This is a genomic window from Streptomyces sp. NPDC059454, from assembly GCF_042749965.1.
Taxonomy (GTDB): domain Bacteria; phylum Actinomycetota; class Actinomycetes; order Streptomycetales; family Streptomycetaceae; genus Streptomyces.
The window spans coordinates 104,855-117,337 of record NZ_JBHYVC010000019.1 but is presented as its reverse complement, the minus strand read 5'-3'; the positions used below and the strand labels follow the sequence as shown (position 1 = coordinate 117,337).

Here is a 12,483-nt window from a genome sequence, read left to right as displayed (position 1 = left end):
GCCCCGGCAGGTGCCGGGGCCGTACGCGCGGGTGAGGCGTGGGCGGGGTTCAGAAGTCGGTCGGGAGGCCGCTGGCCTCGGCGATGCCTCGTAGCTCCTCGTTCTGGCGGTGGCGGTCCCTGATGTAGTCGGCGATCTCGTCCAGGCGGGAGGGGTCGGCGGCGGTCGCCGCGTCGGTGACCACCCGGACCGGTCCGGTCTCGTCGACCTCCAGCTCGACCACCTCGTTGTCCAGGCGGCCGGTGACGGCGGTGGCGATGACGAGGGCGGCCTCGTCGCGGACCTCCTGGGGGATTTCCTCGTCCCCGCCGTCCAGCGCGAGGTCCATGCCGGAGAGCCGGTGCTCCTCGATCGCCTGGAGGACCGGCTCCACCACATGGAGCAGGAGCCGGTAGTCCTCGGTGTCCATCCGGACCCGCAGGAGGTCCAGGTAGACGTCCACGGGCCTGCCTTCCGGGGGAATCTCGGATTCGCTCATCCGCTTCGGGTTCCCCGCCCACCGCGGGTCATACGGCCGCCGGGGCTCCGGCCCCGGGCACGTCCTGTCCGGCCGTCGCCAGCCAGCCGCGCGCGGTGGTGAGTGCGTGGCGTATGTCGCGGGTGCCGGTCGACACGCACAGGGTGTACGCCAGGTCGCCGATCCGCGGGTCGGGGCCGGCCGGTCCGTTTCCGGCCGCCGTCAGGGCCTCGTACTCCTCGACGAGCCGGCGCAGCGCGGTGGGGTGGGGCTTCAGCATGTGTCTCGCTCTCTGGTGGGGCGGGCGCCGCTCACGCCGTCGCCGAGTGTCCGCCGGTGCCGCGGCGGCCGGTGCGCTGTCCCATCACGTCGGCGCGCACCCGGGCGCAGCTGCGGCTGATGAGACGGGAGACGTGCATCTGGGAGATGCCCAGCCGGTCGGCGATACGGCTCTGGGTCATGTCCTCGAAGAAACGCATGTAGAGAATGGCGCGCTCGCGCTCCGGCAGCCTGCGCAGGCCCTCCTTGGCGGACTCGCGGTCGACGACGATGTCGTAGGAGGCGTCCGCGGCGCCGAGGGTGTCGGCGAGGCTGTAGCCGTCGTCGTCGGACGACAGTTCCGCGTCCAGGGAGAGGGTGCTGAAGCTCTCCAGGGCCTCCATCCCGGCGCCGACCTCCTCCTCGGTCAGCCCGGTGTGGGCGGCGATGTCCGCCACGGACGGCTCGGGGCTGCCGGGGTTCTGGATGAGCTCACGCCGGGCCACCCGCACCTTGTTGCGCAGTTCCTGCACCCGGCGGGGCACGCGCAGGGCCCACATCCGGTCGCGGAAGTGCCGCTTGACCTCACCGGTGATGGTGGGGACGGCGTAGCTCTCGAAGGCCCCGCGGCTCGGGTCGAAGCGGTCGATGGCCTTCACCAGGCCCAGGGCGGCCACCTGGCGCAGGTCCTCGACGGCCTCGCCGCGGTCGCGGAAGCGGCCGGCGATGCGATGGGCCATGGGCAGCCACGCGGTGACGAGCTCGTCACGGAGGGCGTCCCGCTCGGGGCCGTCCTCCAGGGAGGCCAGCCGGGTGAAGAGGGCGACGGTGTCGGGGGCGTCGTCATGCCGCCGGCGGGGGGCGGCGGTCGTGTCGGAGGGGCCGGAAGGATGGGTGGTCGTGTCAATGAGCATGCGGTTCGCTCCCGAACGGTGGTTTCAGGGATCTACCGCGGGAGGGCCGCCGCCGGGACGCCCGGAGGGTCCGCAGCAGCCGTACCACTCCCGCTGGCGCGCCTCCGGTCCGAAGCACGAACCTCCGATTGCCCCCTCACCGGTGGAACAAACTCCGCTTCGTCGCGCGATGTGCCGGGGCCCGTTCCGGCCGGTCAGGACAGGGGCACCACGGCGGTGATGCACTTGCCTCCGGCGGGCAGGTCGGACACCCGTATGTCGTGGGAGAGCCGGCACACGATGGGCCAGCCGTGACCGCCCGGGCGGCGGCGTCCCTGCCGGTCGGTCGGCTCCACGACGACGGGCAGCTCGTCGCTGCGGTCGCTCACCGACAGACGCACTCCGGGACCGCTCACGTCGACCTGGAAGTCGGTGATCCCGCCGCCGTGCAGCATGGCGTTGGTGGTGAGTTCGGAGGCGACGAGCAGGGCGTCCGCCAGTGCCTCGGTGTCGCAGGGGGTGCGGGTGGCCCGGCAGCGTTCGGACACCGCCCGTGTGACGGCCTCGCGGATCTCGGCCGGACGGCGCGGGCAGGGGGATCCGCTCCGGCGCACGCCGGGCGCTTCGAGGGGTTCGGTCGTGTGCTCCTGACACATCGTGCGGCTCCCTGGTCGGTGACGGGATCGATGGAGAATGCCTCGGACCTCCCTTTTCGGCTCACCTATCCCGGTAATGGCAAACCTCTCGGCTGTTCGTCGCATACGTGTCATCCGATCGGCGCACGGGGGTACGCGGACGGTATGACCGATGTGGTGGACTCGGACGAACTGATGCGGCGCATCCAGCGGGCACGGGCCTGCGCGGCGCAGGAGGAGCGGATCTGGCGGGCCCGGGGCGACGAACTCGGACGGGCGGACACCGGCGATCCCGGCGCGGTGCGCGACGCCGAGGTGCGCGGGGTGGCCTACGGGGTCGTGCTGCGGGTGCTGGACGAGATCCTGACGCCGGGCAAGCACGCGGCGGAGGGCTGAACGGGAGGCCGGGGCCCGCGGATTGGCTCCGGCCGTTCCCCGGCACCCGGGGGCCATGACGGTCGATCACAGCCGGGCGCCGGTTCTGGAAGCACTGGAGGAGTACCACCGCAGCGGGCGGCTGGGCTTCACACCACCTGGGCACAAGCAGGCCCGCGGGGCGGCTCCCGCGGTGCGCGAGGTGCTCGGGGACTCGGTGTTCCTGGGCGACGTGCTGGCGTCGGGCGGTCTGGACGACCGGCTCGTCCGGGGCCGGGTGCCGCAGCGGGCCCAGGAGCTGATGGCCGACGCGGTGCACGCCGAGCACACCTTCTTCAGCACGTGCGGGAGCTCCCTGTCGGTCAAGGCGGCGATGCTGTCGGTCGCGGGGCCGCACGAGAAGCTGCTGATCGGGCGGGACGCCCACAAGTCGGTGGTGTCCGGGCTGATCCTGTCCGGGATCGAGCCGGTGTGGGTGGAGCCGCGGTGGGACGCCGGACGGCACCTCGCGCACCCGCCGTCGGCCGACGACTTCGACCGGGCCTTCGACGCCCACCCGGACGCGCGCGTCGCGCTGGTCACCAGCCCGACGCCGTACGGCGCCTGCGCGGCGCTGGGGGACATCGCGGAGGTGTGCCACCGGCGCTCGCGCCCGCTGATCGTGGACGAGGCCTGGGGCGCGCGTCTGCCCTTCCATCCCGATCTGCCGTCCTGGGCGATGGACGCGGGCGCCGACATCCGCGTCACCAGCATCCACAAGATGGGCAGCGGTCTGGAGCAGGGGTCGGTGTTCCATCTGCGGGGCGATCTGGTGCCGCCGGCGCTGCTGGGCACGCGCGCCGACCTGCTGGGGACCACCAGCCCGTCGGTGCTGATCTTCGCGGGTCTCGACGGCTGGCGGCGTCAGATGGCCCTGCGCGGCAAGGAGCTGATGGGGTCGGCGCTGGCGCTCGCCGACGAGGTCCGGGCCGCGGCCGAGATGATCACGCCGTATCCGCCCGGCATCCCGGCCGTCCTGCCGGGCGAGCGGCTCACCGAGCCCGTGCTCCGCTATCTGCGGACGGGACTGGCCGCGGGCATGCACCTGCCGGACCCGTCGGATCCCGGCCTGGACACGGTCCGGGTCGTGGACGAGCACGCCGACCGAGGGCGGTGAAACAGGTCACGCGGCCCGATTATCCGAACACCACCGGGATGGTTTATCGTTCATTCATATGTGGTGGCGGAGCCGACACCCGTCCTCCGGACACCACCGCTTACGGCCCTGGCTGGCTTCCCCCGTCCAGCCAGGGCTTCTTCATGCTCGGGCGGGGCCGGCGACAGGAACCGGACTTCCCGTGTCCGCCGAGGTGCCCCGAACGGCCGCAGCGGCTGAAATGAACGTAGGGAAAGCACCGGAACCGAATGCCCGGCGAGGAGCCCCGCGCCATGACCAAAGCGATCAAACTCCTGACCGCCCTCCCCCCGCCGCAGCGCGAGCGCCTGATGGCCCTGGCGCGGGAGGTGTCCTTCCCCGAGGACACCCGCATCTTCGAGTCGGGAGGCACCGCCGACCGGTTCTGGGTGATCCGCTCCGGCGCGGTCTCGCTGGACCAGCGGGTGAACGACCTGCACCGGGTGACCGTCGCCGGCCTCGGCGCGGGTGATCTGCTGGGCTGGTCCTGGCTGTTCCCGCCCCACCGGTGGGACTTCGGCGCCGTGGCCTTCAGCCAGGTGCGCGCCTACGAGTTCGACGCGGCGGCCGTGCTCCGGCTCTGCGAGGAGGACCCGCCGCTCGGGATGATCTTGGTGCGCAGTGTCGCCGAGGTGCTCGCCCACCGGCTGGAGACGACGCGCGGCAAGCTGATGGAGCAGTACGCGATGCACCGGCGCGGCGGGGCGCTGTAGGGCGGCCTCGCACCCGGCGGCGGCGCGGCGCGGGCATCGCGGCGGCCGGGACCGGCGTCACCACGACGGGCCGGGGTCCCACCGCCCGCGACGGCCGTACGGGGGCCGGAGGCGGAGCCCGCGACGGCCGTACGGCGGTGTCAGGCTCCCGCGATGAGCGTCAGGCCGAGGACGATCATGGTGGCGGCGACCAGCCCGTCCAGGACCCGCCAGGCGGCGGGCCGGGCCAGGAAGCGGCTCAGCAGGCGGGCGCCGAAGCCGAGCGCCGCGAACCAGCAGACGCTGGCCAGTACGGCACCCAGGCCGAAGGTCCAGCGCAGCGGGCCGTGATCGGCTGCGACCGAGCCCAGCAGGAACACCGTGTCGAGGTAGACGTGCGGGTTGAGCCAGGTCAGGGCGAGGCAGGTGAGCACGGCCCGGCGCCGCGAGGTCGCCGCCTCGCCCGCCGTCTCCAGTCCGGTGGTGGCCGGGCGCAGCACCCGGCGGGCGGCCAGGGCGCCGTAGCCGAGCAGGAACGCTCCGCCGATCCAGCCGACCGCCGTCAGCGCGCCGGGCCAGGCCACGACCACCGCGCCGACCCCGCCGACGCCGAGGGCGATGAGGGCCGCGTCGGACAGGGCGCAGATGCCGACGACGGCGAGTACGGCGTCACGGCGGACGCCCTGGCGCAGGACGAAGGCGTTCTGGGCGCCGATGGCGACGATGAGGGAGAGGCCGGTGCCGAATCCGGCGGCGGCGGTGGTCAGGGCGCTGGTCATGGCGGCGACGCTACGGGCGGGAGGGCCTGCAGTACAGCTAATGATTCTTACGTAGCATTAGCTCTCGTGAAGACCGACCTTCCACTGGACCAGGTACGGACCCTGCTCGCCGTGGTGGACGAGGGGACGTTCGACGCGGCGGCCGCCGCGCTGCACGTCACGCCCTCGGCGGTGAGCCAGCGGGTGAAGGCGCTGGAGCAGCGCACGGGGCGGGTGCTGCTGCTGCGCACCAAGCCGGTGCGGCCGACCGAGTCGGGCGAGGTGCTGGTCAGGCTCGCCCGACAGACGGTCCGGCTGGAACGGGACGCGTACGCCGAGCTGGGGCTGAGCGGGGCCGGGGAACCGACCCGGGTGTCGGTGGCGGTCAACGCGGACTCGCTGGCGACCTGGTTCCTCGGGGCCCTCACCCGCCTGCCGGCCGATTCGCGGCTCCGTTTCGAACTGCGCCGGGAGGACGAGGCCCATACGGCGGCGCTGCTGCGGGAGGGGACGGTGATGGCCGCGGTGACCTCGTCGCCGGACGCGGTCCCGGGCTGCTCCGTACGGCATCTGGGGCGGATGCGCTATCTCCCGGTGGCGGACCCGGAGTTCGCCGTACGGCATCTCGCGGGACCGCTGCGGGAGGTGCTGCCCGGGGCGCCGGTGGTGGTGTTCGACCGGAAGGACGACTTCCAGGACGGCTTCGTGCGCCGGCTCACGCGCGGGCGCGCCGAGGCGAGCGCGCTGCGCCACTACGTGCCGACCTCGGAGGGCTTCGTCGAGGCGGTCGCCGCGGGCCTGGGCTGGGGCATGGTCCCCGAGGCCCAGGCGGACCCCCTGCTCCGGGCCGGCCGCCTCACGGTGTTCGCCCCGGACCGGGAGGTCGACGTCTCCCTGTACTGGCAGCAGTGGAAGCTGGACTCCCCCGCGCTGGCGGCGGTGGCCGACGCGGTCACGGAAGCGGCGGCGCGGGCCCTGCGCCGCTAGGCCAGGCCGCGCCCGGCGCTCTCCAGGAGCATGTCCAGCGCCGCCGGGTAGGCACTGGTGACCATGCGGGTGGCCAGCAGCGGCGCGGCCTCGGCGATGCGGGGGTGGGTGGCGGCGGGGAGGCGGGCGTAGGTGGAGCGCCACATCTCCTCGTCGGCCCGGCGCGCGGCGCCGGGCAGCGCCAGGGACGCGGCGTCGAGGGCGGCGAAGGCCAGTGTGGTGTCGATGAAGGCGTGGTAGACGCGGACCGTCTCCGGCAGCGGGAAGCCCGCGGTGCGCAGCACGCCGAGGACCGCCTCGTCGGCCGCCAGTTCGTTCGCCCGGCCGGAGACCCGGCTCGCCGTGAGGACGGCGGCCTGCGGGTGCGACACATAGGCCGCGTGGATGCGCAGCCCGACGGCCCGCAGGTCGGCGCGCCACTGTCCCGTGGGGTGCCAGCCGTGCAGCGCCCGGCCGATCAGCGCGTCCCCGATGGCGAGGGTCAGCTCGTCCATGCCGCGGAAGTAGCGGTAGAGGGTGCTCGGGTCGCAGTCCAGGGCGAGGCCGAGACGGCGGGCGGTCAGGCCCGTGCTGCCGTGCTCGCGCAGCAGCCGGAGCGCCGTCTCGACGATCAGCGTCTCGGACAGGACCCGGCCGCTCCTCGTCGGCCTGCGGCGCCGTCGCCGCTCCTCGGGGACCACGCGTTTGGGCATCGCCGTCTCCTCGCGCTCTTATGCCAACGTCATTGACCTTATGCCGCCGCGCGGCGTTGTATCTCCGGCCGGGGCCCCGTACACATCCCGGATCCATGAGGATCCACGAGGCAGGAAGGGAGTGCTCCGTCATGCGTGTACTGCTTGTGGGAGCCGGCGGCGTGGGCACCGCCGTCACCCGGATCGCGGCCCGGCGGCCGTTCTTCGACCGGATGGTGGTGGCCGACCACGACCCGGCCCGGTCCGAGGCGGCGGTCGCCGCGCTCGGCGCGGGGGGCGCCCGGTTCCGTGCCGAGCGCGTGGACGCCGGCGACGAGGACGGGGTGGTGGCGCTGCTCGCACGGCACGGCTGCGACGTACTGCTCAACGCCACCGACCCCCGGTTCGTGATGCCGCTGTTCCGGGCCGCGCGCCGCGCCGGCGCCACCTATGTCGACATGGCGATGTCGCTGTCCCGGCCGCACGCCGAGCGGCCGTACGAGGAGTGCGGGGTCAAGCTCGGCGACGAGCAGTTCGCGCGGTCCGAGGAGTGGGCGAAGGCCGGTGCGCTGGCCCTGGTCGGAATGGGCGTGGAGCCGGGCCTTTCGGACGTGTTCGCCCGGTACGCCGCCGACGAACTCTTCGACGGGATCGAGGAGATCGGTGTCCGCGACGGCGCGAACCTCACGGTGGACGGCTACGGCTTCGCGCCGTCCTTCAGCATCTGGACCACCATCGAGGAGTGCCTCAACCCGCCCGTGGTCTACGAGGAGGGCCGCGGCTGGTTCACCACCGAGCCGTTCAGCGAGCCGGAGGTGTTCGACTTCCCCGAGGGCATCGGCCCGGTGGAGTGCGTGAACGTCGAGCACGAGGAGGTGCTGCTCGTCCCGCGCTGGGTCGACGCGCGCCGCGTCACCTTCAAGTACGGGCTGGGCCGCGAGTTCATCGACACGCTCAGGACGCTGCGCCTGCTGGGCCTGGACCGCACCGAACCGGTGACCGTGCCCGGCCCAAAGGGTCCGGTGCGGGTCTCCCCGAGGGACGTGGTCGCCGCCTGTCTGCCCGAACCGGCGACGCTGGGCGAGCGGATGCACGGCAAGACCTGCGCCGGAACCTGGGTGCGGGGCGTGAAGGACGGGGCACCGCGCGAGGTGTACCTGTACCACGTGGTCGACAACCAGTGGTCCATGGCCGAGTACGGCTGCCAGGCCGTGGTGTGGCAGACCGCCGTCAATCCCGTCGTCGCCCTCGAACTGCTCGCCGGCGGCGCCTGGTCGGGCAGCGGCGTGCTCGGTCCTGAGGCGTTCCCGGCAAGGCCGTTCCTGGAACTGCTGACCGCGTACGGCTCGCCCTGGGGGCTGCGCGAACAGTGACCGCGCGCATGGCGTCACGTTGTTTCACCGCCCGTCGACAGGTGACCCGAAAGGAGCAAGGCGCCCAGAAGGGCGTCTGTCCGCTTCCTACCGATCGCAGGTGACTCTCGATGGACAACTGGCGCAGCCGTGCTGCCTGCAGGACCGAGGACCCCGACCTCTTCTTCCCGATCGGCACCACCGGCCCCGCTCTGATGCAGACGGAACAGGCCAAGGCCGTGTGCCGACGCTGCCCCGTGCGGGAGCCGTGCCTGGAATGGGCACTGGACACGGGGCAGTCCATCGGGGTGTGGGGCGGTACGGGCGAGACGGAACGCCGCGCCCTGAAGCGCCGCATCTCCGCACGGCGGGCCGCCGGGGGTTCCTGAGGCGCTCGCCGGGCCCGGCCCCGTGAGCCGCGGTACGCTCGCGGGACGTCACGGGAAGGGGCCGGTGACCCTGCTGACCGCGGCCGGGAGCCCGAAGACCGCTCACCCGGAGGTGTCGGCCCGCCTCCTGGCGGACCGACGGGGTGAGCCCTACGCCGTCCGGTCGGCCGCCGCCCGTCCGGCCGCCCGGCCCGAGAAGAGGCAGCCGCCCAGGAAGGTGCCCTCCAGGGCGTTGTAGCCGTGGACACCGCCGCCGCCGAAGCCCGCCACCTCGCCGGCCGCGTACAGCCCCTCGACCGGCCGGCCGTCGGCGCCCAGCGCGCGGGAGTCCAGGTCGGTCTGGATGCCGCCGAGGGTCTTGCGGGTGAGGATGTTCAGCTTGACGCCGATCAGCGGGCCGGCCGCGGGGTCGAGGATGCGGTGCGGGGTGGCGACGCGGCCGAGGCGGTCGCCGATGTAGCGGCGGGCGTTGCGGATGCCCTGCACCTGGGCGTCCTTGCTGTACGCGTTGTCCATCTGCAGGTCGCGGGCCTCGATCTGGCGGCGCACGACGGCCGCGTCGAGCAGGGGTTCGTCGGTGAGGGCGTTCATCTTCTCGACGAGCTGTTCGACGGTCGGGGCGGTCACGAAGTCGGCGCCCTTGCGCAGGAACGCGTCCACCGGACCGGGGGCGCCCTTGCCCAGCAGACGGGTGCGCAGGAAGCCGGCCCGGTCCTTGGCGGTGATGTCGGGGTTCTGCTCGGAGCCCGACAGCGCGAACTCCTTCTCGATGATCCTCTGGGTGAGGACGAACCAGGAGTGGTCGTGTCCGGCGATGTCCTCGGTGGTGCGCAGGTGCTTCAGCGTGCCGAGGGTGTCGTAGCCGGGCAGACAGGGGTCGGGCAGGCGGCGGCCGAGGGCGTCGAACCACATCGAGGACGGTCCGGGCAGGATGCGGATGCCGTGTCCGGGCCAGACCGGGTCCCAGTTGCGCAGGCCCTCGGTGTAGTGCCACATCCGGTCCCGGTTGACCAGGCGCACGCCCGCGCGGGCGCTGATGTCGAGCATCCGCCCGTCGACGTAGGCGGGGACCCCGGTGACCATCTCGCGGGGCGGGGTGCCCAGCCGCTCGGGCCAGTACCGGCGGACGATCTCGTGGTCGGCGCCGATGCCGCCGCTGGTGACGATCACGGCCTGGGCGGTGAGCTCGAACTCGCCGATCGCCTCGCGGCCGGAGGCGACTCCGCGCGGGGCGTTGTCCTCCGCCAGTACGGTGCCGCGGACCCCGCGCGCGGTGCCGCCCTCGACGACGAGTTCGTCGACCCGGTGGCGGTGGTGGAAGGTGAGCAGTCCGTCGCGCGCGGCCTGCCGGGCGTACCGGACGAAGGGGGCGACGACACCGGTGCCGGTGCCCCAGGCGATGTGGAAGCGGGGCACGGTGTTGCCGTGGCCGTCCGCGCGGAGGTCGCCGCGTTCGGCCCAGCCGACGGTGGGCAGGAAGGTGATGCCGTGGCCGTCCAGCCAGGACCGTTTCTCCCCCGCCGCCCACTCGACGTAGGCCCTCGCCCAGCGCACCGCCCAGGAGTCCTCGTCGTCGAGCCGGTCGAAGCCCGCGCTGCCCTGCCAGTCGTTCCAGGCGAGGTCGAAGGAGTCCTTGATGCCCAGGCGCCGCTGCTCCGGTGAGCCGACGAGGAACAGCCCGCCGAAGGACCAGAATGCCTGGCCGCCGAGGTTGGCGGCGTTCTCCTGGTCGACCAGGGCGACCCTGCGGCCCCTGCTGGTCAGCTCGTGGGCCGCGACGAGGCCCGCGAGTCCCGCTCCGACGACGATGACGTCGGCGTCCATGGCGACCGTCCCTTCCTGTTGCGCGGTGACTTCTGTGCGGTGACTGTCACGCGGTGAGCAGCGCGGTCAGCAGTTGTTTCAGCCAGGCCCGGGCGCCCGCGACGTCCCGGTCGAGGAGCAGTCGGGTGGTGACGCCGTCGTAGGCGGCGACCACGGCGTGCGCGGCGCCCTCGACGTCACCGAGCACGGCGGGCAGTTCGGTGTGGCCGCGGGCCCGGGCGAGCCGGTCCTCGACCGCCCGCCGCAGCCGTGCCCGGTGCTCCAGCAGGGCGCGCGCCACCTCCGGGTCGCGGGCGGCGTGCACCAGGAAGTCGGTCTTCACCAGCAGCCAGTCGCGGTCGAGGAGCAGGACCTCGGTGACGCGGTCCACGGCGGCGGGCACGTCGAGGTCGGGGCCGTCCTGGGCGAGGGCCCCGGCGACCTGCTCGGCGATCAGTTCGGCGCGCTCCGTGTACAGGGCGAAGAACAGTTCGTCCAGACCGGCGAAGTTGGAGTAGAAGGCGCCCCTGGTGTAGCCGGCGGCCTCGCAGACCTCCTCGATCGAGACGTGCCCGAAGCCCTTGGCGGCGAAGACGGAGAACGCGGCCTCGAGCAGGTTCGCGCGCGTGCGCAGACGGCGCCTGGTGACGCGCCCCGCCGTACCGCCCACCGCCATGCCGGCCCCGTTCCCTCGGTTCGATACGGGAACGTATCCGATACGCCGGTGTATCGAAAGGTCCTGGAGCGGCGGAGTCCGTGCCGGAAGCCTGTCCTCCCCGCCCCCGCTCCTCCACACTGGGCCGCACCCGGGCGGGGAGGGGCCGATGGGCGCGGACACGGAGCGGGGGCCGGGGGCCGGCCGGCGCGGCGAACTGGACGTGCTGCGCGCCCTCGTCGTCCTCGGGCTGGTGTTCTTCCACACCGCCCTCGTCTTCTCCCCGGACGACGACTTCTACGTCAAGAACGCCCGGACCACGGACGCCGTCACCGTCCTCGCCGGGTTCGGTGTGGTGTGGGCCATGCCCATGCTGTTCCTCGTCGCCGGTCTCGGTGCCCGGCACTCGATCCGCCGCCGGGGGCCCGGCGGGTTCGCCCGGGAACGGCTGCTGCGCCTGGGCGTCCCGCTGGTCTTCGCGACGGTCGTGCTGTGCCCCCTCCCCCCGTGGCTGCGGCTGCGCGCCGCCGACCCCGGGTACGACGAGTCGTACGGGCGGTTCTGGGTGCGCTTCCTGTCCGTGCGGCCGGACCTCGCCGACTTCCCCTTCGTCCTGGAGGGCGACCACTTCGAGACCGGACACCTGTGGTTCGTCGTCCTGCTGCTCGCCTTCTGTCTGCTGCTCGCGCCGGCCGCCGCCCGGCTGGCGGCCGGGGCCGACCGCGTGGCGCCCGCGCTGCGGCGGCGGCCGGCGCTGCTCCTGCTCCCCGCGCTGCCGCTCGCCGCCGTCAACGCGCTGCTGGGCATGGAGGAGGGCTACGCGGGCTGGAACCGCTGGGCCTACCTGCTCTTCTTCGTGTACGGCTTCGCCCTCGCGGACGACGAGCGGGTCCGGGAGCCCATGCGCCGCGCCGCGATCCCCATGGGTGTGCTGGGTGTGGCGCTGTTCGCCGGGACCGCGCCCGGTTTCGTCGCCGGGGACGACCCGTTCACCGCGTGGACCCCGTTCGCGCTGGTGACCAGGGCGCTGTTCGGGGCGGCCGGCTGGTGCTGGGTGGTCGCGATCCTCGGCCTGCTGGACCGGCCGGGACGCCCGCGCGTACGGAGCGGCCGGGGCAGCGGGTCCACGGTCCTGCCCTACCTGGCCCTCGCCGCCCTGCCGCTGTACGTGCTGCACCAGCCGGTCGTGGTCGCCTTCGCGTACGGCGTGGTCGGCTGGTCCGCGCCGATGGCCGTCAAGTACGCGGTGATCGTGGCCGCCTCCCTGGCGGTGGTCCTCGCGCTGTACGAGTACGGGGTGCGCAGGTGGACGGCGACCCGGTTCCTGTTCGGGATGCGCCCCGACCCGCGCACCCCTCCGCCCGCGCCCGCGCGGTGATCTGCT

General features: G+C 73.4%; 15 protein-coding genes. 7 read left to right on the top strand and 8 right to left on the bottom strand.

All coding sequences use genetic code 11. The annotated features are described in order from the left end of the window. Positions 1 to 49 precede the first annotated feature (49 nt). The 4 genes from ACFXAE_RS16205 to ACFXAE_RS16190 form a co-directional block, all read right to left on the bottom strand. A complete protein-coding gene (locus ACFXAE_RS16205) occupies positions 50 to 478 on the bottom strand; it encodes a hypothetical protein (RefSeq protein ID WP_384714249.1) in 429 nt (142 codons plus the stop codon). A 28-nt stretch (positions 479 to 506) separates the two neighbouring features. Further along, positions 507 to 737: a DUF5133 domain-containing protein gene (locus tag ACFXAE_RS16200; RefSeq protein ID WP_384714246.1), complete on the bottom strand. Its 231-nt coding sequence runs from the start codon at positions 735 to 737 to the stop codon at positions 507 to 509. Between the two features lie 31 nt (positions 738 to 768). Then, positions 769 to 1,629 carry a SigB/SigF/SigG family RNA polymerase sigma factor gene (locus ACFXAE_RS16195; RefSeq protein ID WP_384714243.1) on the bottom strand — a complete coding sequence of 287 codons (861 nt, stop codon included), beginning with the start codon at positions 1,627 to 1,629 and terminating at the stop codon, positions 769 to 771. Positions 1,630 to 1,823: 194 nt separating this feature from the next. Beyond that, on the bottom strand, positions 1,824 to 2,264 hold the full coding sequence (locus ACFXAE_RS16190; protein WP_384714240.1) for an ATP-binding protein: 441 nt from the start codon (positions 2,262 to 2,264) through the stop codon (positions 1,824 to 1,826). 144 nt (positions 2,265 to 2,408) lie between these two features. Here ACFXAE_RS16190 and ACFXAE_RS16185 point away from each other — a divergent pair, with 144 nt between their 5' ends. The 3 genes from ACFXAE_RS16185 to ACFXAE_RS16175 all read left to right on the top strand — a co-directional run bounded on the left by ACFXAE_RS16185 (position 2,409) and on the right by ACFXAE_RS16175 (position 4,505). Beyond that, entirely contained in the window at positions 2,409 to 2,639 is a 231-nt protein-coding gene (locus tag ACFXAE_RS16185) for a hypothetical protein (protein WP_384714237.1), read from the top strand. Positions 2,640 to 2,694: 55 nt separating this feature from the next. Next, the gene (locus ACFXAE_RS16180; RefSeq protein ID WP_384714234.1) at positions 2,695 to 3,774 is read left to right on the top strand and encodes an aminotransferase class I/II-fold pyridoxal phosphate-dependent enzyme; all 1,080 of its coding nucleotides are present in this window, start codon (positions 2,695 to 2,697) and stop codon (positions 3,772 to 3,774) included. 272 nt (positions 3,775 to 4,046) lie between these two features. After that, positions 4,047 to 4,505 (top strand): cyclic nucleotide-binding domain-containing protein, encoded by a 459-nt coding sequence (locus ACFXAE_RS16175; protein ID WP_384714231.1) that lies wholly within the window; start codon positions 4,047 to 4,049, stop codon positions 4,503 to 4,505. A 140-nt stretch (positions 4,506 to 4,645) separates the two neighbouring features. On the opposite strand, the gene ACFXAE_RS16170 is transcribed toward ACFXAE_RS16175, so the two are convergent. Then, a complete protein-coding gene (locus tag ACFXAE_RS16170; protein ID WP_384714228.1) occupies positions 4,646 to 5,263 on the bottom strand; it encodes a LysE/ArgO family amino acid transporter in 618 nt (205 codons plus the stop codon). A 66-nt stretch (positions 5,264 to 5,329) separates the two neighbouring features. On the opposite strand from ACFXAE_RS16170, the gene ACFXAE_RS16165 reads away from it, so the two are divergent. Next, positions 5,330 to 6,229, top strand: coding sequence for a LysR family transcriptional regulator ArgP (locus tag ACFXAE_RS16165; protein ID WP_384714225.1), 900 nt, complete (start codon positions 5,330 to 5,332; stop codon positions 6,227 to 6,229). Here the strand turns inward: ACFXAE_RS16165 and ACFXAE_RS16160 are convergent. Continuing rightward, the gene (locus tag ACFXAE_RS16160) at positions 6,226 to 6,921 is read right to left on the bottom strand and encodes a TetR/AcrR family transcriptional regulator (protein WP_384714222.1); all 696 of its coding nucleotides are present in this window, start codon (positions 6,919 to 6,921) and stop codon (positions 6,226 to 6,228) included. The two genes, ACFXAE_RS16165 and ACFXAE_RS16160, sit on opposite strands and share 4 nt — an antisense overlap. 131 nt (positions 6,922 to 7,052) lie before the next feature. On the opposite strand from ACFXAE_RS16160, the gene ACFXAE_RS16155 reads away from it, so the two are divergent. Together ACFXAE_RS16155 and ACFXAE_RS16150 are read left to right on the top strand one after the other, a co-directional pair. Beyond that, on the top strand, positions 7,053 to 8,273 hold the full coding sequence (locus ACFXAE_RS16155) for a saccharopine dehydrogenase family protein (protein WP_384714219.1): 1,221 nt from the start codon (positions 7,053 to 7,055) through the stop codon (positions 8,271 to 8,273). Between the two features lie 110 nt (positions 8,274 to 8,383). Then, on the top strand, positions 8,384 to 8,641 hold the full coding sequence (locus ACFXAE_RS16150; RefSeq protein WP_384714216.1) for a WhiB family transcriptional regulator: 258 nt from the start codon (positions 8,384 to 8,386) through the stop codon (positions 8,639 to 8,641). 150 nt (positions 8,642 to 8,791) lie between these two features. Here ACFXAE_RS16150 and ACFXAE_RS16145 read toward each other — a convergent pair whose 3' ends face one another. Then, positions 8,792 to 10,465, bottom strand: coding sequence for an FAD-binding dehydrogenase (locus ACFXAE_RS16145; protein WP_384714213.1), 1,674 nt, complete (start codon positions 10,463 to 10,465; stop codon positions 8,792 to 8,794). Positions 10,466 to 10,511: 46 nt separating this feature from the next. After that, positions 10,512 to 11,120, bottom strand: a complete 609-nt coding sequence (locus ACFXAE_RS16140) for a TetR/AcrR family transcriptional regulator (protein ID WP_384714210.1) — start codon at positions 11,118 to 11,120, stop codon at positions 10,512 to 10,514. 148 nt (positions 11,121 to 11,268) lie between these two features. On the opposite strand from ACFXAE_RS16140, the gene ACFXAE_RS16135 reads away from it, so the two are divergent. Then, the gene (locus ACFXAE_RS16135) at positions 11,269 to 12,477 is read left to right on the top strand and encodes an acyltransferase (protein WP_384714207.1); all 1,209 of its coding nucleotides are present in this window, start codon (positions 11,269 to 11,271) and stop codon (positions 12,475 to 12,477) included. Positions 12,478 to 12,483 lie beyond the last annotated feature (6 nt).

What these genes read in the sequence shown, in the direction of transcription:
- ACFXAE_RS16200 (WP_384714246.1), bottom strand. Translation starts at nt 737, where the DNA reads ATGCTGAAGCCCCACCCCACCGCGCTGCGCCGGCTCGTCGAGGAGTAC.
- ACFXAE_RS16180 (WP_384714234.1), top strand. Translation starts at nt 2,695, where the DNA reads ATGACGGTCGATCACAGCCGGGCGCCGGTTCTGGAAGCACTGGAGGAG.
- ACFXAE_RS16160 (WP_384714222.1), bottom strand. Translation starts at nt 6,921, where the DNA reads ATGCCCAAACGCGTGGTCCCCGAGGAGCGGCGACGGCGCCGCAGGCCG.
- ACFXAE_RS16145 (WP_384714213.1), bottom strand. Translation starts at nt 10,465, where the DNA reads ATGGACGCCGACGTCATCGTCGTCGGAGCGGGACTCGCGGGCCTCGTC.
- ACFXAE_RS16170 (WP_384714228.1), bottom strand. Translation starts at nt 5,263, where the DNA reads ATGACCAGCGCCCTGACCACCGCCGCCGCCGGATTCGGCACCGGCCTC.
- ACFXAE_RS16205 (WP_384714249.1), bottom strand. Translation starts at nt 478, where the DNA reads ATGAGCGAATCCGAGATTCCCCCGGAAGGCAGGCCCGTGGACGTCTAC.
- ACFXAE_RS16195 (WP_384714243.1), bottom strand. Translation starts at nt 1,629, where the DNA reads ATGCTCATTGACACGACCACCCATCCTTCCGGCCCCTCCGACACGACC.
- ACFXAE_RS16155 (WP_384714219.1), top strand. Translation starts at nt 7,053, where the DNA reads ATGCGTGTACTGCTTGTGGGAGCCGGCGGCGTGGGCACCGCCGTCACC.
- ACFXAE_RS16135 (WP_384714207.1), top strand. Translation starts at nt 11,269, where the DNA reads ATGGGCGCGGACACGGAGCGGGGGCCGGGGGCCGGCCGGCGCGGCGAA.
- ACFXAE_RS16150 (WP_384714216.1), top strand. Translation starts at nt 8,384, where the DNA reads ATGGACAACTGGCGCAGCCGTGCTGCCTGCAGGACCGAGGACCCCGAC.
- ACFXAE_RS16175 (WP_384714231.1), top strand. Translation starts at nt 4,047, where the DNA reads ATGACCAAAGCGATCAAACTCCTGACCGCCCTCCCCCCGCCGCAGCGC.
- ACFXAE_RS16140 (WP_384714210.1), bottom strand. Translation starts at nt 11,120, where the DNA reads ATGGCGGTGGGCGGTACGGCGGGGCGCGTCACCAGGCGCCGTCTGCGC.
- ACFXAE_RS16190 (WP_384714240.1), bottom strand. Translation starts at nt 2,264, where the DNA reads ATGTGTCAGGAGCACACGACCGAACCCCTCGAAGCGCCCGGCGTGCGC.
- ACFXAE_RS16185 (WP_384714237.1), top strand. Translation starts at nt 2,409, where the DNA reads ATGACCGATGTGGTGGACTCGGACGAACTGATGCGGCGCATCCAGCGG.